Origin of the sequence: Hymenobacter aerilatus (genome assembly GCF_022921095.1) — a bacterium.
GTDB classification, from domain to species: domain Bacteria; phylum Bacteroidota; class Bacteroidia; order Cytophagales; family Hymenobacteraceae; genus Hymenobacter; species Hymenobacter aerilatus.
Genome location: NZ_CP095053.1, coordinates 2,702,906 through 2,724,435, shown reverse-complemented (window position 1 = coordinate 2,724,435; position 21,530 = coordinate 2,702,906). Strand labels below are relative to the sequence as shown.

Annotated in this window: 12 protein-coding genes; 11 read left to right on the top strand and 1 reads right to left on the bottom strand. The window is 59.4% G+C overall.

Features of this window, described 5'->3' with window-relative positions:
• Nucleotides 1–63 precede the first annotated feature (63 nt).
• The 5 genes from MUN82_RS11515 to MUN82_RS11495 all read left to right on the top strand — a co-directional run bounded on the left by MUN82_RS11515 (nt 64) and on the right by MUN82_RS11495 (nt 11,370).
• Nucleotides 64–1,596: a glycoside hydrolase family 28 protein gene (locus MUN82_RS11515; RefSeq protein WP_245090345.1), complete on the top strand. Its 1,533-nt coding sequence runs from the start codon at nt 64–66 to the stop codon at nt 1,594–1,596.
• A gap of 215 nt (nt 1,597–1,811) precedes the next feature.
• The gene (locus tag MUN82_RS11510) at nt 1,812–4,625 is read left to right on the top strand and encodes a glycoside hydrolase family 95 protein (protein WP_245090343.1); all 2,814 of its coding nucleotides are present in this window, start codon (nt 1,812–1,814) and stop codon (nt 4,623–4,625) included.
• A gap of 239 nt (nt 4,626–4,864) precedes the next feature.
• Entirely contained in the window at nt 4,865–8,491 is a 3,627-nt protein-coding gene (locus tag MUN82_RS11505) for a malectin domain-containing carbohydrate-binding protein (protein ID WP_245090341.1), read from the top strand.
• Between the two features lie 281 nt (nt 8,492–8,772).
• Nucleotides 8,773–10,371, top strand: coding sequence for a sodium:solute symporter family protein (locus tag MUN82_RS11500; RefSeq protein WP_245090339.1), 1,599 nt, complete (start codon nt 8,773–8,775; stop codon nt 10,369–10,371).
• A gap of 72 nt (nt 10,372–10,443) precedes the next feature.
• Nucleotides 10,444–11,370 carry a dihydrodipicolinate synthase family protein gene (locus MUN82_RS11495; RefSeq protein WP_262922816.1) on the top strand — a complete coding sequence of 309 codons (927 nt, stop codon included), beginning with the start codon at nt 10,444–10,446 and terminating at the stop codon, nt 11,368–11,370.
• Nucleotides 11,371–11,525: 155 nt separating this feature from the next.
• Here the strand turns inward: MUN82_RS11495 and MUN82_RS11490 are convergent, their stop codons facing one another.
• Nucleotides 11,526–12,419 carry an AraC family transcriptional regulator gene (locus MUN82_RS11490; RefSeq protein ID WP_245090333.1) on the bottom strand — a complete coding sequence of 298 codons (894 nt, stop codon included), beginning with the start codon at nt 12,417–12,419 and terminating at the stop codon, nt 11,526–11,528.
• Nucleotides 12,420–12,867: 448 nt separating this feature from the next.
• Between MUN82_RS11490 and MUN82_RS11485 the strand changes: the two genes are divergently transcribed.
• The 6 genes from MUN82_RS11485 (at nt 12,868) to MUN82_RS11460 (ending at nt 21,449) form a co-directional block, all read left to right on the top strand.
• The gene (locus MUN82_RS11485; RefSeq protein WP_245090330.1) at nt 12,868–14,535 is read left to right on the top strand and encodes a fucose isomerase; all 1,668 of its coding nucleotides are present in this window, start codon (nt 12,868–12,870) and stop codon (nt 14,533–14,535) included.
• A 58-nt stretch (nt 14,536–14,593) separates the two neighbouring features.
• Entirely contained in the window at nt 14,594–16,255 is a 1,662-nt protein-coding gene (locus tag MUN82_RS11480) for a polysaccharide lyase (protein WP_245090327.1), read from the top strand.
• 115 nt (nt 16,256–16,370) lie between these two features.
• Nucleotides 16,371–17,765, top strand: coding sequence for a glycoside hydrolase family 140 protein (locus MUN82_RS11475; protein WP_245090324.1), 1,395 nt, complete (start codon nt 16,371–16,373; stop codon nt 17,763–17,765).
• A gap of 101 nt (nt 17,766–17,866) precedes the next feature.
• Nucleotides 17,867–18,838, top strand: coding sequence for a glycoside hydrolase family 43 protein (locus MUN82_RS11470; protein ID WP_245090321.1), 972 nt, complete (start codon nt 17,867–17,869; stop codon nt 18,836–18,838).
• A gap of 136 nt (nt 18,839–18,974) precedes the next feature.
• Nucleotides 18,975–20,828 (top strand): sialidase/neuraminidase family protein, encoded by a 1,854-nt coding sequence (locus tag MUN82_RS11465; protein WP_245090319.1) that lies wholly within the window; start codon nt 18,975–18,977, stop codon nt 20,826–20,828.
• 234 nt (nt 20,829–21,062) lie between these two features.
• Nucleotides 21,063–21,449 (top strand): endonuclease domain-containing protein, encoded by a 387-nt coding sequence (locus tag MUN82_RS11460; RefSeq protein WP_245090317.1) that lies wholly within the window; start codon nt 21,063–21,065, stop codon nt 21,447–21,449.
• Nucleotides 21,450–21,530: the final 81 nt, after the last annotated feature.

Sequence of the window (21,530 nt, the reverse complement as noted above, 5' to 3'; positions counted from 1 at the left end):
CCGGGGGGTGAGGCGCCCACTGGAACAACCCAAACCGCTGGAAAAGCGCTCCGCCTACTAACGTTGCTCCTGCTGCTGTGCCTACCTCAGCTAACCTACGCCCAGCAGTACTACAATGTGCTGAAATACGGCGCCCGCAACGACAGCACCAAGCTCGCTACCGACGCCATTCGCAAAGCCATTGCGGCGGCCAGCAAAGCGGGCGGTGGTACAGTATACTTCCCGGCCGGCAAGTACCGCACTGGCCCCATTCACCTGAAAAGCAACATCACCATCGACATCGAAGCTGGGGCGGTGCTCTACTTCAGCGACAATTTCGACGACTACCTGCCCATGGTGCCCACGCGCTACGAGGGTACCGACATCACCAGCTTTTCGCCGCTGTTCTACGCGTATAAGGCCGAAAATATCACCATCAAGGGTAGGGGCATTATTGACGGGCAGGGCAAAAAGTGGTGGGACTTTGCCGAAGGTAAATCACGCGCCAGCCAGGACTCGAAGTGGCAACAGGAGTTTTTTCGGCTGAACCAGAACATTCTGAAGCCCGACCTGCCCGGCGTGATTGAGCGCGGCTTCATGCGCCCACCGTTCATCCAGCCGATGTACTGCAAAAACGTCCGCATTGAGGGCATCACCATTCGCAACTCGCCATTCTGGACCGTCAACCCAGAATTTTGCGACAACGTGACAATTACGGGCGTGACCATCAACAACCCCAAGTCGCCGAACACGGATGGTATCAATCCAGAGTCGTGCCGCAACGTGCACATTTCCGACTGCCACATCAGCGTGGGCGACGATTGCATCACCATCAAATCGGGCAAGGACCGGTCGGGCCGGCAGCAAAACGTGCCGGCCGAGAACTACACCATCACCAACTGCACCATGCTCTCGGGCCACGGCGGCGTGGTGATAGGCTCGGAGATGTCGGGCGGGGTGAAGAAAATAGCCATCAGCAACTGCATTTTCGACGGCACCGACCGCGGCATCCGCATCAAAACGGCGCGGGGTAGGGGCGGTGTGGTAGAGGATATCCGGGTGGATAACGTGGTGATGAAGAACATCCGCGAGCAGATGATTGTGCTGGATATGCAGTACGCCAACACGCCCGCCGAGCCGGTGTCGGAGCGCACGCCGCGCTTCCGCAACATCCACTTTAGCAACATTACGGCTGAGGGTAACCAAGCTGGTCTGTTGAATGGCCTGGAAGAAATGCCCATCGAAAACGTCACCTTCTCCAACCTCAACATCGACAGCAAACAGGGCTTCACCATCAAGGAAGCCCGCAATATCGCCTTTCACAACGTGCAGGTGAATCCGCAAATCGGCCCTGCGGTGCGCGCCCAAAACGTGCGCCAGCTCTGGCTCGACGGCCTGCGTAGCACCATGCCCAGCGCCGCTACGCCTCCCGTGGAGCTAACCAATGCCGAGGACGCCTTCATCTACAATTGCTTCCCCGCTACCGGCACCGATACGTTCCTGAAATTAAAAGGCGCTAAAACCCGCAACATCGTGCTGCAAAACAACAACTTCAAGCGCGTGAAGCTGCCTGTAGCGCAAGATGCGGAAGTGACGGAGCGGGTGGTAGGGCCGTAGCAATGAATGTGGATGGGCACCTCACCACGTATGGTCCTTTATGGCGCGGAGCTGAGCCCCGTGTCGGCTAGTAAGCAGGCCTCTGGCCTGCGTCGTTTGCACCGTGAGCGTGTCTCTGGTGAGCTACTTAAGTGTGCAGGCTAGAAGCCTGCTACTAGCCGACACGGGGCACAGCCCCGCGCCATCAACTTCCTAATTCGCTCAGTATAGCTTCTATGCTCCGATTGCTTTTCCTCCTGATCCTTATTCCTACCCTTGCCCAGGCCCAGCAGCCGCTAAAGCTCTGGTACAACAAACCAGCGGAGAAGTGGACCGATGCCCTACCCATCGGTAACGGGCGGGTAGGGGGTATGGTGTTTGGGGGGGTAGGGCAGGACCGGGTACAGTTCAACGAGAGCAGCCTCTGGACCGGCCGGCCGCGCCCCTATGCCCGGCCAGGGGCGGCGCAGTACCTGTCGCAGATGCGGGCGCTGCTGGCGGCGGGCAAGCAAAAGGAGGCCGAGGCACTGGCTGCCGAGCATTTCATGGGCATGCAAGACCATGAGGAAGGCTATGCCGACCGCAAGGCTGCTTGGCTGCAACAAGTGCAGGCCATGAAAGCAGCCCAAGCCACTGCGCCTGGCCATACCTGGCAGCCGCTGCAAATCCCTACCCCCAATGGTTGGGAAAACGCCGACATGCCCAGCCTGGAAGGTCTGGACGGCGCTGTATGGTTTCGTACCAGCTTCGACCTGCCCGCCGCCTGGGCCGGTAAAGACGTGACGCTCAGCCTCGGCCGCATCCGCGACGCGGATATTACCTACGTGAACGGCCAGCAAATCGGTACCGACGAGGGCATCAGCAAGAAGCGGCGCTACCGGGTGCCAGCTGCCGCGCTTCGGCCGGGCCGCAACGAGGTAGCCATTCAGGTAATCAACTACTACGACAAGGGCGGCCTGATTGGGGTGAAGGAGCAGCAGCCCGTGTTTGTGGTGTACCCCGAAGGCGCCGACCCAGCCCAGAACGTGCCGCTGAACCCCGCTTGGCAGTACTGGGTGCAGGACGAGAATCCGCCGCTAGCGCCCAGCTACCAGGCTTCCTACCAGCCGTTTGGCGACTTGCTGCTTGATTTTGCAACGAAGGGCCAGGCCACGAATTACCGCCGCGAACTGGACATCACACAAGCCGTAGCCCGCACCACGTACACCCAAAACGGCACTACCTACACCCGCGAGTACTTCGCCAATGCTCCGCGCAACGCCGTAGTATGTCGCCTTACGGCCAGCAAAAAGGGTAGCATCAGTCTGAATGCGCTGCTGCAAAGTCCGCACAAAGACTACAAACTCTCTCGCGTAGACGACCACACCCTGGCCCTGGCCGTGCAGGTGAAAGATGGTGTGTTGCGCGGCGTGAGCCACTTGCGAGTAGCTACCAAAGGCGGCCGCGTGACGTTGACTGATCAGCAAATCCAGCTACAAAACGCCGACGAAGCCACGTTCTACCTCACGGCGGCCACCAATTTCAAAAGCTACAACGATGTGTCGGGGGAGCCGGAGAAGCTAGCGGCGGCGGCCCAGCAGCGGGTAGGCAGCGCGTCGTACGCAGCACTTCGGAAAGAGCACGTGCGCGATTATCAGCAGTTGTTCAGCAGCTTCAATGTAGACCTGGGGCACAGCCAAAACGAGCAACTGCCTACCGATGAGCGCATCCGGCAATTCAGCCCCGTGGCCGACCCGGCCTTGCAGGCGCTATATATGCAGTACGGGCGCTATCTGCTGATTGCATCGTCGCGGATGGGTGGGCAGGCAGCCAACCTGCAAGGCATCTGGAACGAGTCGCTGACGCCCTCCTGGGGGAGCAAGTACACCACCAACATCAACCTGGAAATGAACTACTGGCCGGCGGAGGTACTTAACCTGTCGGCCTGCACCAAGCCCTTGTTCACGCTGATCAATGAAGCCGCCGAGGCCGGGCAAGTCACGGCCAAGGAGCACTACAACGCCCGCGGCTGGGTGCTGCACCACAACACCGACCTCTGGCGCGGCACGGCCCCCATCAACGCCTCCAACCACGGCATCTGGGTGACGGGTGGGGCCTGGCTGACGCTACCCATCTGGGAGCACTACCAGTTTACGCACGACCGGGACTTTCTGCGCGAGCAGTACCCTGTGATGAAGCAAGCAGCCACCTTCTTCCTCGATTTTCTGGTGAAAGACCCGCGCACTGGCTGGCTGATCAGTACGCCTTCCAACTCGCCCGAGCACGGCGGCCTAGTAGCTGGCCCTACCATGGACCACCAGCTTATCCGGGAGCTGTTTCGCAACACCGCCGCCGCCGCGCAGGCGCTGGGCCTGGATGCTGATTTGCAACAGGAACTTACCACCAAAGCCCAGCAACTGGCCCCGAACCAGGTAGGCAAACACGGCCAGCTGCAGGAGTGGCTCGAAGACAAAGACGACCCCACCGATACCCACCGCCACGTGTCGCACCTCTGGGGCGTGTTTCCCGGTACCGACATCACCTGGGCCGACCCCAAGCTGCTGCAAGCCGCCCGCACCTCCCTGGTGCAGCGCGGCGACGAGGGCACCGGCTGGAGCCTGGCCTGGAAGCTGAACCTATGGGCCCGCTTCCGCGACGGCAACCACGCCCTTACCATCCTCGAAAAACTCCTTTCCCCCGCCGAAGGGGCCAACGGCAGCGAGCGAGGTGGCGTCTACCACAACCTTTTCGACGCCCACCCGCCCTTCCAGATCGACGGCAACTTCGGCGGCGCGGCCGGCATGGCTGAAATGCTCCTGCAAAGCCAGTCTGGCACGCTCGACCTGCTCCCCGCCCTACCCACCGCCTGGCCCACCGGCGAGGTACGCGGCCTCCGTGCCCGCGGCAACTTCACCGTGAACCTGCGCTGGACGCAGGGGAAGTTGCAGGCAGTGGAGATTCAGTCGGAAGCTGGGCAAGATTGCGTGGTGCGGTATGGGGGGAAGGAAGTGAAGTTTAAGACGAAAAAAGGGAAAAAGTATACGTTGAATGGGGAGTTGAAAAAGGGGTAGAAACTAGCTTTAGTACACCTCACCCCTAGCCCTCCTCTCCGAAAAGGAGAGGGGAGACTAGCTCTAATCCTTTAGCTCTAGCTTCGTTCAGACGATGTTTACCACCCCCAACCCCTCCTTGAGAAAAGGAGAGGAGCTAGTTCTAGAAAATCTAAAAACTAGTTCCCTCTCTCCTTTTTCGGAGAGGGGCTAGAGGTGAGGCGCCCACCCGCGCCGCCCCACGCCGCAAACCAAACACCATGCGCTACCTAATCCTCGTTCTACTATTCACCCTATCGGCCGCTCACGCCCAAACGTCGCGCACCATCGTGCCACTGCTGGACCACTGGCGCACCGTGGCCGACGACGTAAATCAGCAGGCGTACAATGGCTTTGAAAAGACTGAGTATCAGGATAAAGCCTGGCAAACCGTGGCCGTGCCGCACAACTGGGACGCTTACGCGGGCTACCGGCGCCTACGCCACGGCAACCGCCACGGCTACGCCTGGTACCGTAAAACCTTCACCACGCCCAAGGTTGAGAAGGATGCCCGCTATTTTCTGTTCTTCGAGGGGGTAGGGTCCTATGCTACGGTGTGGCTGAACGGCAAGCAGGTGGGCTACCATGCCGGCGGACGTACCACCTTCACGCTCGACGTAACCGACGTCCTCAGCCCCAGCGGCCGCCCCAACGTGCTGGCTGTGCGCGCCGATCATCCGGCCAACATCCAGGACCTGCCGTGGGTGTGCGGGGGCTGCTCCGAGGAGCGCGGCTTCTCCGAAGGCTCTCAGCCCATGGGCATCTTCCGGCCCGTATCGTTGGTGATAACCAATCCGGTGCGGGTAGAGCCGTTCGGTGTGCACATTTGGGCCGACTCGACCCTGACGGCCCAGGCGGCGCGGCTGCACGTGGAGACAGAGGTAAAAAACTACGGTCGCAAAGCGCAGACGCTCACCGTAGTGAATCAGCTACTGGATAAGCAGGGTAGGGTAGTGGCCGAGACGAAATCGAAGCACAAGCTGGCGGCGGGGCAGATGCAGCCGCTGCGCCAGCAACTCCCCACGTTGCAGCAGCCGCACTTGTGGTCGTTGGAAGACCCGTATTTGTACCAGTTGGTAACGCGCGTAAGTGCCGGTCGCAAGCTCCTCGACGAGCAGACCACGTCCTACGGCATCCGGTGGGTGAGCTGGCCGATTGGCGCTGCCGCGGCGGCCGGGCAAAAGCAGTTTCTGCTGAACGGTAAGCCGGTGCTTATCAATGGCATTGCCGAATACGAGCACCTGCTGGGCCAAAGCCACGCCTTCACGCCGGAGCAGATTCAGGCGCGGGTAGGGATGGTGAAAGCCGCTGGCTTCAACGCCTTCCGCGACGCGCACCAGCCCCACAACCTGCGCTATCAGGCCAACTGGGACTCGCTGGGCGTGTTGTGGTGGCCACAAATGGCTGCCCACGTGTGGTACGATACGCCAGAGTTCCGGCAGAACTTCAAAACCCTACTCGTTGATTGGATCAAGGAGCGGCGCAACTCGCCTTCGGTGGTGCTCTGGGGCCTCGAAAACGAAAGCACGTTGCCCGAGGACTTCGCCCGCGAATGCACTGCCCTTATCCGCCAGCTCGACCCCACGGCCTCGCGCGAACGGAAAGTGACGACTTGCAACGGCGGCAAGGGCACCGACTGGGACGTGCCCCAGAACTGGACCGGCACCTACGGCGGCGACCCTACCCAGTATGGTGCCGACTTGCAACGGCAGGTGCTGGTGGGCGAGTACGGCGCCTGGCGCACCCTCGATTTGCACCAGGAAGGTCCGCCCGCCTTCAACAGCGGCCCCTTCAGCGAAGACCGGTTCACGCAGTTGATGGAGCTGAAAGTACGCCTCGCGGAAGAAGCCAAAGCCAATACGGCCGGCCACTTTTTCTGGCTGCTGACCTCGCACGACAACCCCGGCCGGGTGCAGGGCGGCGAGGGCTGGCGCGAGCTGGACCGCATCGGCCCCGTCAACTACAAGGGCCTGCTCACGCCCTGGGAAGAGCCCACGGATGCCTTCTATATGTTCCGCAGCCACTATGCGCCCAAAGAAACCGAGCCGATGGTGTACCTGGCCTCCCACACCTGGCCCGACCGGTGGCTGACGCCCGGTCGCCAGGACAGCCTTATTGTGTATTCCAACTGCGACGAGGTGGAGCTGTTCAACGATGCAAATGCTGCCTCCCTGGGTAGGAAAACTCGCGCCGGGGTAGGAACGCATTTTCAGTGGGATGGGGTCGATATCAAGTACAACGTGCTCTATGCTATTGGGTACGTGAACGGCAAGGCCGTAGCCAAAGATTACATCGTGCTGCACCACCTGCCGAAAGCGCCCGGCTTCGACAAGCTGCTGACCAATGTTCAGCCGATAACGGCCCCGCAACCGGGCCTCAACTACCTCTACCGCGTGAACTGCGGCGGCCCTGCCTACACGGATAGCCAGGGCCAGACCTGGCAAGCCGATCAGCCTCGTACCACCCCCAACACTTGGGGCTCGGAGTCGTGGACGCGGGAGTTTCCAGGGCTGAACCCGTTCTTCGCCAGCCAGCGCCGCACCTTCGACCCCATCCAGGGCACCGCTGATCAGGCACTATTCCAGAGCTTCCGCTACGGCCGCGACGCGCTGCGCTATACCTTCCCGGTGCCCAACGGTGAATACCAAGTAGAGCTGTACTTCACGGAGCCCTGGCTCGGCACCGGTGGTGGCCTTGATTGCACCGGCTGGCGCCTATTCGATGTGGCTATCAACCAGGATACTGTTATCCACGACCTCGACATCTGGAAAGAGGTAGGCCACGACCATGCTCTAAAGAAAACAGTGAAAGCCCGCGTAACAGACGGGCAGCTGGTCATTTCCTTCCCCCGCGTGGCCTCCGGGCAGGCGTTGCTGTCGGCCGTGGCTATTGCCACTACCAATGCCAGCGCCAAGCCCGCCCCAGCCCCAAAACCGGTTATCAGCAGCGTAAGCGGTCTAAGCAACTGGTCAGCCGAAACGTGGCTGGACACCGGCAATCAGCCTTACACCAACGGCTCGGCTACCTTCAGCAGCCTACCCTCCGTGCTTTACGGCGCCGAGTGGTTGCGCCAACCGATGAGCGTAGTACCAGCCAAATCCATCACCACTAAAAAGAGCCAAGCAAAGACGCCTAGCGCCCCTTCTCCGAAAATGGACAGGGTGCCGGAGGGTGAGGCGACTCGTCAGAACCTAAGCCTAAGCGTCGAAGCCGACGTCTACCTCGCTTTCGACGCTCGCCAGCCTACCCGTCCTACCTGGCTGCAAGGTTACGAAGACACCAAAACCACGCTTGAGCTGGCCGATGCCACCGGCGCCCACCCATTCCGCGTGTACCGTAAGCGGTTTGCGGCCGGCGCCACCGTCACCCTCGGACCCGATGCCGCAACTCCCAACACCTTGCCCTACCTTGTGGTGGTGCAGCGGGCCAGTACCATTGAGCCAGCTTATGACCTGAAGCCCGTAACGGGCTATAAGCCTGCCACCGCCCGCACCAGCGGCCCCGGCATGGTGCGCGAAACCGTGCACGGTAAGGAGAGCATCACCTTTAAAGAACCACGTGGTGGCGCCCTGGAATGGACTTTCCAGGTAGGCGTGGCCGATACCTACTCGCTCACGGTGCGCTACGCCAACCAGCTCAGCAAGCCCCTCACCGCCAAGCTTACCGTGACGCTGGCCGATGGCACTGTTATCAAAGAAGAAGCCGTGGAGCTGGTGCCCTCCAAGCCCGGCAAATGGAACTATCTGGCTTCCTCCACTGGCTCCATGATCAACGCCGGGAGCTACCTCATCAAACTCACTGCCACCGACGCCACCGGCCTGAGCGTGTCGGGGCTGGAGGTGCAGTAGGGTAGGGGGTGATGTGAAATCGTTTGTCATCCTGAGCAGAGCGAAGGACCTTCTGCCAGTTGAACGAGTCGTTCGTACATCAGTCGTTCAACTGGCAGAAGGTCCTTCGCTCTGCTCAGGATGACAACCGCTTGTCTATGCGACCTGCCGAAAAGTCAATATGCTACAATAGGTAGGGAAAATCATACACGGTGGCGGGGGCGGTATTAGGTAAATTTGTTATAGATCCTCCTTTTAACCCACTCAGGTAAAGATTCGCCGCATTTTGACAAGTTTGTCCCATGAATAGTCTGCGCGTTCTTGACCTAGCCATTATTGCCCTCTACCTAGTCGCCATGATTGGCGTGGGGGTGTACTTTGCCCGGAAAAACAAAAATCCAGAACAGTATTCCAGCGCCTCTGGTAGCATTCCGGGCTGGGCTATTGGCCTGAGTATTTACGCTACTTTCTTGAGTAGTAACACCTTTCTGGGGGTGCCGGGCAAGGCGTTTGGGGCCAACTGGAACGCCTTTGTATTTAGCCTCTCGATGCCATTGGCGGCGTGGGTAGCGGCGCGCTACTTTGTGCCGTTCTATCGCAGCACCGGTGAAATATCAGCCTATACGCACCTGGAAAATCGGTTTGGGAGCTGGGCGCGTACCTACGCGGTGGTGTGCTTTCTGCTGACGCAACTGGCGCGCATTGGGTCTATCTTCTTCGGTATTGCCCTCACCTTACAGGCCCTCACCGGCTTTTCCATGGAAATGGTGATGCTCGTAACGGGGGTATGTATCATTATCTACACAGTACTGGGTGGTATTGAAGCCGTTATCTGGACGGAGGTGGTGCAGGGCATCATCAAAACCGGCGGCGCACTGCTGATTCTCTACCTGATTGCGGACAACATGCCCGGTGGGATAGGCCGCATTGCCAGCATTGGACAGGCGCAGGATAAGTTCAGCCTTGGTGGGTTCGCGCCTGACTTCACGCAGTCGACTTTCTGGGTGGTACTGCTCTACGGCTTCTTCATCAACCTCAACAACTTCGGCGTCGACCAGAACTATGTGCAGCGCTACCACACGGCCGCTTCGGCCAAGCAGGCGGCCAAGTCCATCTGGCTGTGCGTGTGGGTGTATGTGCCGGCCTCGCTGCTGTTCTTCATCATCGGCTCGGCGCTGTTTGCCTACTACCAAGTGCATCCTGAGCTGATTGAGGCCGTGAAGCTGAAAGTAGCTGCCGAGCGCCTACCCCTCACAGCCACGGCTGCCCAAATCAGCCAAACCGCCGCCCAGCTGCTCCCCGCCGACTACGGCGACAAGGTGATGCCCCACTTCATCGTGACGAAGGTGCCACCGGGTTTGGTAGGGCTGTTAGTATCGGCCATTCTGTCGGCGGCTATGAGCACGATTAGCTCAGGCATGAATGCCTCGGCCACTGTCTTCACCGCCGACATCTACGGCCGTTACTTCCAACCCCACCTCACGGGCCGCCAAACGCTGCGCCTGCTGCACATCGGTACCGTCGTCACGGGGCTGCTGGGCATGGGCACCGGCATTGCCATGATCGGGGTGAAAAGCGTGCTGGATGTGTGGTGGGAGCTGTCGGGCATCTTTGCGGCGGGCATGCTGGGCCTGTTTCTGCTGGGCGTCATCAGTCGACAAACCGGCAACCACGCGGCCCTCACCGCCACCATCATCGGTGTACTGGTCATTCTCTGGATGACGTTTTCGCCCAACCTGCCCGAGAGCTTGGCGGCTTTCCGCAATCCGCTGCATAAAAGCATGATTATCGTGGTTGGCACGCTCAGTATCTTCCTTGTGGGTCTGCTGCTAGGCCAGGTTTGGCCCCGAAAACCCACAAAGGCCGCGGTGCCCACGCTCAAAAAAGAACCTGTTTACTAACGCTCTGTATTTTCTCATACGGCCCTGCAAGGCTGGTCTTCCCCTCTCCACTATAGTTTGGTTTCTACGAAAATGGAAAAATCGCGCAAGGGATTTGTCCCGGTCATGCTCATGCCTTTCCAAAACGATGGGCAGATTGATTACCCGGCGCTTACCCGCCTAACGGAGTTGTACTTACGCGCCGGCGCCACCGGGCTGTTTGCCAACTGCCTATCCAGTGAGATGTTTGAGCTCAGTGATGCAGAGCGCCTGCAAAGCATCCGCCACGTGGTAGACGTGGTAGGCGGAGCCGTGCCGGTAGTGGCCACCGGCACCTTTGCCGGCAGCCTCCCCGAGCAAGCCGATTTTGTGAAGCAGGTATACGAAGCCGGCACCGAGGCCGTCATCGTCATCACGGGCCTGCTGGCTGCCCAGAGCGAGTCGAAGGCGGTATTCAACGAGCGGGTGATGCGCCTGCTTGACTGGACGGATAGCATCCCGCTGGGTTTCTACGAGTGTCCCGAGCCCTACAAGCGCCTGCTCTCGGCCGAGCAGCTAGGCCAGTTTGTGCAAACCGGCCGCGTAACGTACCACAAAGATACCTGCCTCGACATTGACCAGGTGAAAGCGAAAATAGCTGCCGCCGAGGGGTACCGCTTCGGTCTATACGACGCCTACATGGGCCACGCGGTGGAGTCGCTGCGGGCCGGTGCGGCGGGGCTGTCGTGCATTCAGGGTAATTTCTTTCCGGAGCTAATTGTCTGGCTGTGCAATAATTACGACAACCCCGAAGTGGCGGTCGAGGTAGACGCCGTGCAGCAGTTTTTCATCCGCAATATGGATGTGATGCACAATGTGTACCCCATTGTGGCCAAATATTCGCTTCGGCAGCGCGGCATCGACATCCCTACCTTCACCCGCCGCAAGGTAGGCGAGCTGTCGGGCAGCGTGCGCCGCAGCGTCGAAACGCTGGGTACCGACTACACCGCTCTCAGCCGTAGCCTAGAGCTGGTGGCGTAGTTAGGCAGCAAATTTCTATTCACCTGTCATCCTGAGCAGCGCGAAGGACCTTTTCACGTAGAAACGAGTCGTTGGTACGGTAGTCGTTCACGCGTGAGAAGGTCCTTCGCTCTGCTCAGGATGACAGCTGTGTGTAAAGGACGATAATGTATTACCTATGCCGCAACCAGCTCGCGGTAGTTGCGCAGGTACTTGCGCTTGTACTCCAAGGGCGTCATTTTCGTGATTTTCTTGAAGTGCCGGTAGAAATTCGACACGTTGTTGAAGCCGCACTCAAAGCAGATAACCTCTGTGGGGAGCTTGTCTTCAATCAGCAGGCGGCAGGACTGGCTGATGCGGATTTCGATCAGGAAATCGTAGTATGTTTTCTTGGTAATCAGCTTGAAATAGCGGCAGAACGAGGTGACACTCAAATTGCTGATAGAGGCTATTTCGTCGAGCGTGATTTCGTTCTTGTAGTTCGACAGCGTGTAGTTGCAAACCTTGTTGATCCGCTGCGAATCCGACTCATTCGATTTCTTAAACGCGTGATGGTCAGCTGCAATCGTTTGCAGATCTGCAGCTTCAGAAAGAATCTTGAGGATTGATAAAAAAATGATGATGCGGTCTAGGTCGGTGGCCTCTACGGCAGCCAGCATCAGGGGTGCCAGGCGGGCGTGGGCGTCGCCTTCGATCAGCAAACCACTTTTAGCTTTCTCAAACAGCTTGGGTACGAGGTAGGCTTCGGGTAGGCCCAGCAGGTAGCGACCCAGGCACTCGGGCAAAAACTGAATCACAATAGCCTCTACTTCCAGGTCGGGGTTGCACTGAAAATACTCTTCGTTGCAGCGCCAGGTGTGCGGCAGGTTGGCGCCTAGTAAAACGATTTCGCCGGAGGAGAAATTACTGATGTTGTCCCCAATCAGGCGTACCCCTTCACCCTTGATAACATAATGCAGCTCCAACTCGGGGTGGTAGTGCCACGTGGTACCGAAGTTAGGTTTACGGTCGTGGCGGATGCTGAAGGAGCTTTGCGCACTAACCGGAACTTTATGGAAATGAGCTTTCATAATAGGGAATTGTTGGTGGGAGTAGAGTAAGCAACTAGCAGCTCCAGGGCTAAGCAGGTAGGGAGTGAAAAACGTGTGGACACTCTAGGATATTATCCGAGAAGAAGCCGCATATAATAAGGTAGTAATCCTGCTGTATCCATGGAGAATGATACTAATGTACCAGGTTACACCGGCTACACTCTCATGTAGTCTACTGCCCTAAAGCAGGAGAGCCGCAAATCAGCCGCTCCACACCCCTTCAGAGAGGTCGTATTGCCCCATGCGCCAGGCTATGCTAATATCCTATACTAAGTAGGCAAGAAGCGGTAGGGCACGGGGAGAACTAACCGGCATATTTGTTCTGAAGCATTTCCGGTAGCCGGGCTATACCAGCGCTACCCCCACAATAGCATTGCTTTCTGCCGGAAAGCACAGCTGCCTTTCCAACGTCTCATCCCCCCAAGCCGTGGTCCTGACTACCTCTACCGAAGTACTGTTATTAGCCAGCGGCGACCTGCGCCTGGCCGCCAACCAAAAATGCTGGGCTGCCCAGGCCGAGATGGAAGCCCAGCTCACCGCCGCCCTCGAAAAACAGGGCTGGAGCGTGCGCCGCGCCCACCCCTACGACCCCGCGAAGCAGCACGGCTTCATCGACTCGCAGAAGATGGGCATGGAGGTATTTCGGGGCATCGACCCCACGCAGCCGCTTATTGTGGCCGAGAGCGTGTGGCAGTACTCGCACCACGTGCTGGCCGGCCTCACCACGCACCAAGGCCCTATCCTGACGGTGGCTAACTGGAGCGGGCAGTGGCCTGGCCTGGTAGGCATGCTGAACCTGAATGGCTGCCTGACCAAAGCCGGCGTGACGTACAGCACACTTTGGAGCGAAGACTTCACCGATGCGTTTTTTACGCAGGGCTTGGAGCAGTGGCTTGCCACGGGCAGGATAGAGCAGGATGCCAGCCACGTGCGCAGCTTACCCGCCGTGACCCTACCCTCCGCCGACGAGGAAACCGGCCGTAGCTTCGGCCGGCAGTTTCGGGAGCAAAAAGCCATTATGGGTGTGTTCGACGAGGGCTGCATGGGCATGTACAACGCTATTGTGCCCGACGAGCTGCTGCACGCCACTGGCATATTCAAGGAGCGACTCAGCCAATCGACGCTCTACGCGGCCATGCGCGAGGTGTCTGATGCCGACGCCCAGCAGGTGCTCGACTGGCTGTTGGCCAAAGGCATGAAGTTCAACTGGGGCACCGACGAAGCCACCCAGCTCACCAAGCGGCAAACCCTCTTGCAATGCAAGATGTACGTGGCCGCCGTGCGCCTGGCCGCCGATTTTGGCTGCGACACCATCGGCATTCAGTACCAGCAAGGTCTGAAAGACCTGGTGCCGGCCAGCGACCTGGTAGAAGGCCTGCTCAACAACACCGACCGGCCCCCCGTTTTTTCTACCACCGGCGAGGAGCTGTACGCGGGCCAAGCCCTACCGCACTTCAACGAGGTAGACGAGTGTGCCGGCCTCGACGCCCTGCTCACCTACCGCCTCTGGAACGAGCTGGGCATGAGCGGCGAAACCACCCTGCACGACATCCGTTGGGGCGAGGCCTACGACACCGGCGAGGGCGAGGAGTTTGTATGGGTGTTCCTGATTTCGGGAGCTGCCCCGCCCGCGCATTTTATTGATGAATACAAAGGAGCCAGCAGCGAGCGGCAAACACCCATGTACTTCCGTCTGGGTGGCGGCACGCTGCGGGGCGTGAGCCGGCCGGGCGCCATTGTGTGGAGCCGCGTGTACGTGCAAGACGGCAAGCTGCACTGCGACCTGGGGGTAGGGGAGGTGGTAAGCCTGCCCGCCGCCGAAACCCAGCGCCGCTGGCAGGAAACCACCCCCGAGTGGCCCATCATGCACGCTGTGCTCTGCGGCGTCTCGCGCGACCAGCTCATGGGCCGGCACAAGGCCAACCACATCCAAGTGGTGTATGCGCCTTATGCAGCCAAAGCCCACCAAATGTGTCGCATCAAGGCCGCTGCCCTGGCCGAGCTAGGGGTAGAAGTGCATTTCTGCGGCGATGTAAAAGGCGTTACTACTACATCTGCTATGTCTCGGGCAACGCAGGCCACTGTATTGGGGTAGGCGCCGCGCCCGTCCATTCGTTGTTGTATACTCTATTGCTTTTCAATCTTTTCTACTGATGACATTACGCCTGACTTGCCTTTCTGCCGGTATCGTAGTAGCCGCGTGTGCCGCTCGGCCCGCGCTGGCGCAATACCCTACCATTCCGCCCGACGTGGAAGCCAAGGCCGAGGCGGACCTGAACGCCGCCAAAAAGCGCTCCGACGAGGCCTGGGCCAAAGCCCTACCCATTGTGGAGCGCGAGGCCAAGCAGGGTAGGCCCTATGTGCCGTGGGCGGCTAAGCCCTCCGATTTGCAGCAGGCCAAGATTCCGGCGTTTCCGGGAGCCGAGGGCGGGGGTGCCTTCACGGTCGGCGGCCGTGGCGGCAAGGTGTACGTAGTGACCAGCCTGGCCGACAGCGGCCCCGGTACCCTGCGTGAGGCTTGCGAGCAAGGCGGCGCACGCACGATTGTATTCAACGTGGCCGGTATCATTCAGCTGAAAAGCCCCATCATCATTCGGGCGCCCTACCTCACGCTGGCTGGCCAAACGGCCCCCGGCGACGGGGTGTGCGTGGCCGGCGAGTCGGTGTGGATTGACACGCACGACGTGATTGTGCGCTACCTGCGCTTCCGGCGCGGTGCCACCGACGTAGGCCGCCGCGACGACGCGCTGGGCGGCAACCCCATCGGCAATATCATCATAGACCACGTATCGGCTTCGTGGGGCTTAGATGAAAACATGTCCATCTACCGGCACGTGTACAACAACCCGCAAACTGGCAAGGCCGACAAGCTGCCCACGGTGAACATCACCATTCAGAACTCTATCTTCTCGGAGGCGCTGGACTACTACAATCACGCGTTCGGCAGCACCATTGGGGGCCTGAACAGTGCGTTTGTGCGCAACCTGTGGGCCAACAACATTGCCCGCAACCCCTCGGTGGGCATGTACGGCGACTTCAACTTCGCCAATAACGTGGTATTTAACTGGTGGAACCGCTCGGCCGATGGCGGCGACGACCGTTCGGAGTACAACTTCGTGAACAATTACATGAAGCCTGGTCCCATCACGCCGCTCGACCAGCCCATCAGCTACCGCATCCTGAAGCCCGAAGCCAGCCGCGACAAAGACAAAAAGGATAAATATGGCAAGGCCTACGTAGCCGGCAATATTGTGGAAGGCAACGAGAAGGTAACCAAGGACAACTGGGACGGCGGCGTGCAGGTAGAAGGCGTAGCCGAGCCGGAGAAAGTGCTGGCTGGCATCCGGCTGAAAGAGCCGTTGCCTTTCCCGCACGTAACGGTGATACCCACCCAAGAGGCCTACCAGTACGTGCTGGCCAACGCCGGCGCTACCCTACCTAAGCGCGACGCCGTGGATGCCCGCGTAGTGGAGGAAGTGCGCACCGGCAAAATCACCTACGCCAAAAACGCCCAGCCTACCCCCAAGAGCCCCTATATCAAGCGTCGCCTACCCGCCGACTCCTATAAGCAGGGCATCATTACGGACCCCGCCCAGGTAGGGGGCTACCCCACCTATACGGGCAAACCCTACAAAGACTCGGACAAAGACGGCATGCCCGATGACTACGAAAAGAAGCACGGCCTGAATCCCAACGACCCTTCCGACGCCAGCAAAGTAGCCGGCAAAGATGGCTACACCAACATCGAAGTCTACCTCAATAGCGCTGTAGACGTGAAGAATGTGCGGCCGGAAGCAGGTAAGAGTAAATCGTAGCAGACGGTGGACCTCACCCCCCGGCCCCCTTTCCCTGAGAGGCCGGGGGGATGAGGTCCACCGTCTGCACAGCGTAGCATAACGGCCATAATTTCTCAAGAACTTTCCTAACTGAATGCCTTTTAAATCCCGCAACTTACTTGCCTTCCTGCTCCTCTCACTAGTGGCCTGGGCGCCGGCTGCCGAGCCTACGGGTCGGCTGAAGGTGTCGGACAACGGCCGCTACCTGATGAAAGCAGACGGCAAGCCGTTCTTCTGGCTCGGCGACACGGGCTGGCTGTTGTTCAACAAACTCAAGCGCGAGGAAGCCGAAACCTACCTCGAAGACCGTCGTCAGAAGGGTTTCAATGTGATACAAGTGATGGTGCTGCACCAGGTGCCCAGCGTGAACGTGTACGGCGACTCGGCTCTGGTGCACGGCGACGTAGCCCGGCCACTCGTCACGAAAGGCAACTCGCCTACCGACCCCACCCAGTACGATTTCTGGGACCATGTCGATTACATCGTAGACCTAGCTGCTAAGAAAGGCCTCTACATGGGCCTAGTGCCCGTGTGGGGCACCAACGTGAAGGGTGGCAAAGTGAACCAGCAACAGGCCAAAACCTACGCAACCTTCCTGGCCGAGCGCTACAAGAACCGCCCGAACATCATCTGGCTGAACGGCGGCGACATTGCCGGCTCTGACTCGTTGCAGGTGTGGAACACCATCGGCAGTACGCTGAAGGCTCAGGACCCCAACCACCTCGTAACCTACCATCCCCGCGGGCGCACGCAGTCGTCGGACTGGTTTCATCAGGCAAAGTGGTTGGATTTCAATATGTACCAGTCGGGCCACCGGCGCTACGCACAAGATACCTCGCGCAAGGAGCAGAAACACTACGGCGAGGACAACTGGCGCTACCAGCTGGTAGACAACAAGATGACGCCCATTAAACCCAGCATCGACGGGGAGCCGTCGTACGAGGGTATTCCGCAGGGCCTGCACGACATCACCCAACCCCGCTGGAACGACGCCGATGTGCGTCGCTACGGCTACTGGTCGGTGTTTGCGGGGGCATTTGGCTACACCTACGGGCAAAACTCGGTGATGCAGATGCACAGCTCCTTCGACAAGGGCAGCGCCTATGGGTCGGATGAACTGTGGTCGTCGGCCATTAACGCGCCCGGCGCCGCGCAGATGCAATACCTGAAGCAGCTAATGCTCTCGCGGCCCTTCTTCGAGCGGGTGCCCGATCAGTCGCTGCTAGCCGGTGAGGTAGGGGAGAAGTACAACCGCCTGTTGGCTACCCGTGGCAAGAACTACGCATTTATTTATACCTATAACGGACGCACTATGAAGGTAAATCTTGGCAAAATCGGCGGCGCGAAAGTGAAGGCCTCTTGGTTCAGCCCACGTGATGGCAAAAAGACCACCATTGGCACGTTTCCCAACAAAGGCACCCGCGAGTTCAACCCGCCCGGCGATGTGCAAGACGGCAACGACTGGGTGCTGGTGCTGGATTCAGTGTAGGCCCCCTAGTGTAGCACCTCACCCCCCGGCCCCCGAGGAGAGGGGGTAAAGTCTACCGGTAGAGATTCTATGCTCAGCATGACGTCGTTCTAATCCTAACAATGCACAACCCCCGCCTCCTGCGTTTCCTACCCTTGCTGCTCAGCACCGCGTTGCTCTCGGCCTGCTCCAAAGACGTGTATATGTTCACGTCGTTTCATGAGCCGGCCAACGAGGGGCTGCGCCTGCTCTACAGCTACGACGGCTATAAGTGGCAGGATCTAAACCGCATCTTCCTGACGCCGCAGGTAGGGCCCAGCAAGATCATGCGCGACCCGAGTATCGCCCGCGGTCCAGATGGCACCTATCACCTCGTCTGGACCTGCGGGTGGAAGGGCGACAAGGGCTTTGGCTACGCTTCGTCGAAAGATTTGGTGCACTGGTCGGCGCAGCAGTTTGTGGATGTGATGGGTCATGAGCCGACCACCGTGAATGTGTGGGCGCCGGAAATCTTCTACGATGCACCTACGAAGCAGTACATCATTGTGTGGGCCAGCACTATCCCGTTCCGTTTCCCGAAAGGGCAGGAGGACGAGGACAACAACCACCGCCTCTATTACACGACTACCCAGGATTTCAAGACGTTTGCGCCCGCCAAGCTCTTCCTCGACCCCGGCTGGAGCGCCATTGATGCCGTGCTAGTGCCGCGCAAGTCAAAGGATTACGTGCTGGTGGTGAAGGACAATACCCGGCCGGAGCGCAACATCAAAGTAGCCTTCGGCCCAACGGCGTTGGGGCCATTCTCGAACGTATCGGCGCCCTTCACCGGCAACTTCACCGAAGGCCCCAGCGTGCTGGCTCTACCCCACCACGAGTGGCTGATCTATTACGACGCCTACCGCGAGAAGCGCTACGGCGTGATGAAAACGTCGGATTTCAAGACGTTCACCGACGTGTCGGCCCAAACCAGTGTGCCCGAGGGGCACAAGCACGGCACCGTGTTTCAGGTGCCGCGCAAGACGTTGAAGAACCTGTTGCAGAGTGCGCCGGCTGGTGGCGCATCGGCAACCTCAATGAGTGGAACGGATGAGTAAGCAGATAAACCATACGAAGGGCCTCACCCCCCGGCCCCCTCTCCGAAAAGGAGAGGGGGAGCCGAACGACTCGGCTCTAACTTTTTCGTCTGGCTCCCCCTCTCCTTTTTGGAGAGGGGGCCGGGGGGTGAGGCCCATGCTCGCGCCGCTTGCTGCCACCTTGCTTCTCAGCGCGGCCGCCCACGCCCAAACCACGCCCGAAACCATCCGCTACACAGGCACCACGCTTAGCAACGTAGACTACCACCACGGGCAGCTGCGGCCGGCTATTGGCACACATGCCCAACAGGTACTGCGCGCTGACCGTGAGCACCCTACGGCGGCCAATGGCGAGGGCTGGACTTACAACCATGCTTCTATGCTGGCCTATTGGAATGGTCAGTTTTACCTGCAATACCTCAGCAACCCTGTGGGCGAGCATATTCCGCCCGGCCGCACGTTGCTGCTGACAAGTAAGGACGGGCAGACCTGGACCAACCCCACGGTTATCTTCCCGCCCTACAAGGTGCCCGACGGCTTCGTCAAGCCCGACCAGCCCGGCAAGGTGGCCAAAAACCTGGAGGCCGTGATGCACCAGCGCGTGGGCTTCTACGTGTCGAAGAAAAACCGCCTGCTCACGTTGGGCTACTACGGCATTGCCCTCGATGCTAAAGACGACCCCAACGACGGGCAGGGCATTGGGCGGGTAGTGCGTGAGGTGTTGCCTAACGGCAAGTTGGGACCGATCTACTTTCTGCGCTACAACAAAACCTGGGACCAATCGAAATCGACCTACCCATTTTACAAGAAGAGCAAAGACAAAAGCTTCGTAGCGGCGTGTGAGGAAATTCTGGCCTCGCCGCTGATGATGCAGCAGATGGTGGAGGAGCAGGACCGCGACGACCCGCTTATCCCCATTCACAAGGAATACAAGGCCTTTAGCTACTATTCCCTACCCGATAAGCGGGTAGTGGGCCTGTGGAAGCACGCCCTCACCAGCATCAGCCCCGATGGCGGCAAAAGCTGGCCGAACCCTGTTATTCGGGCGCCGCATTTTGTGAACAGCAACGCCAAAATCTGGGGGCAGCGCACGTCCGATGGGCACTACGCCACGGTGTACAACCCCTCGGAATTCCGGTGGCCGCTGGCAGTGTCTACCTCCGAAAACGGCCTCGACTACACCGATCTGTGGCTGGTGCACGGCGAAATCACGCCCATGCGCTACGGCGGCAACTACAAAAGCTACGGTCCGCAATACGTGCGCGGCATCCTACCCGGCAACGGCACCCCACCCGACGGCAAGATGTGGGTGACCTACAGCGTGAACAAGGAGGATCTTTGGGTGGCCTCGGTACCAGTACCCATCCGCGCCACGGCTACCGGCCACGCCAATGATGTATTTGCCCAGCTACCCGCCGGCCAGGAGCTAGCCAACTGGAACACGTATAGCTTGGTGAAGGCACCAGTAGAAATTGGTAAGCTACCGGATGGGAGCAAGGGAATGGTTCTAAAGGATGCGGACAAGTTCGACTACGCTAAAGCTGAGCGCGTCATTCCTGCCAGCAAGCAGCTAACCGCCGAGCTGTCGGTGATACCCGGCCAGAACGACCACGGCCTGCTGCAAATCGAGTTTCAGGATGCCAAAGGCTCGCCTGCTGTGCAGCTTTCCTTCGACTCGACGGGCACGCTCAGCTACAAAGCCGGCGCACGTTTCAAGGGTGTAACCAAGTACGAGCCCAACAAACAGCTCGACCTCCGCGTGACCCTCGACGCGCCCAACCGCACCTGCACCGTGACGGTAAATGGCGGCAAAACCAGCACGTACATCTTCTACGCCCCGGTGGCGGCGTTCGAGCGCGTGATGCTGCGCACCGGCCAGGCCCGCCATTTCCCTACCCCCGACACCCCCGCTGACCAGGCATATGACCTGAAAGATGCTGGTGGCTCGGTGCCAGAGGCGGTGTTTTATGTGAAGTCGTTGAAGACGAGTGGGGCGGTGGATACGCCCTGATGGCGGGACCTCACCCCCCGGCCCCCTCTCCTCGGGGAGAGGGGGAGCCACGGTGGCACGGTACTTTATTTCAGCCTTTTCTGGCTCTTAATTAGTGCTTCTATGGATAGTGATACCAGTGATAGGAACCTGAACTACAGTTCAGATAAAGTAGACGAAAATCGTCGGGCTCCCCCTCTCCTTGAGGAGAGGGGGTCGGGGGGTGAGGTCCCGGAAGTGAACGAGCCCTACCGCATGTACACCACCGATGCCGACCGCTGGAAAAAGACGCTAAAAGACTACGCCCGTACCAACCGCCAGCAACCCACTGAAGCCGAAGACCATTTGTGGCAGGAGCTGCGCAACTACAAGCTAGGCGCTCGGTTCCGGCGGCAGCACGCCATCCAGCAGTTCATTGTGGATTTTGTGTGCTTAGAAGCGTGGCTGATCATCGAAGTAGACGGTAGCGTCCACGCCGATGCCAGCCAGGCCGAATACGACGGTGGCCGCACGCACGAGCTACAGGAAGCCGGTTTCCTGGTCGTCCGCTTCAGCAACGAAGAAGTGCTGCACAACACAACGCAGGTCCTACAAACCATCATCAAACACCTAAACACACTCCTGCCAACCACCGAAGGCTAACACAACTACACTACCCCAAACACACAGCACCCGCGCCGCCGTGGCTCCCCCTCTCCCCGAGGAGAGGGGGCCGGGGGGTGA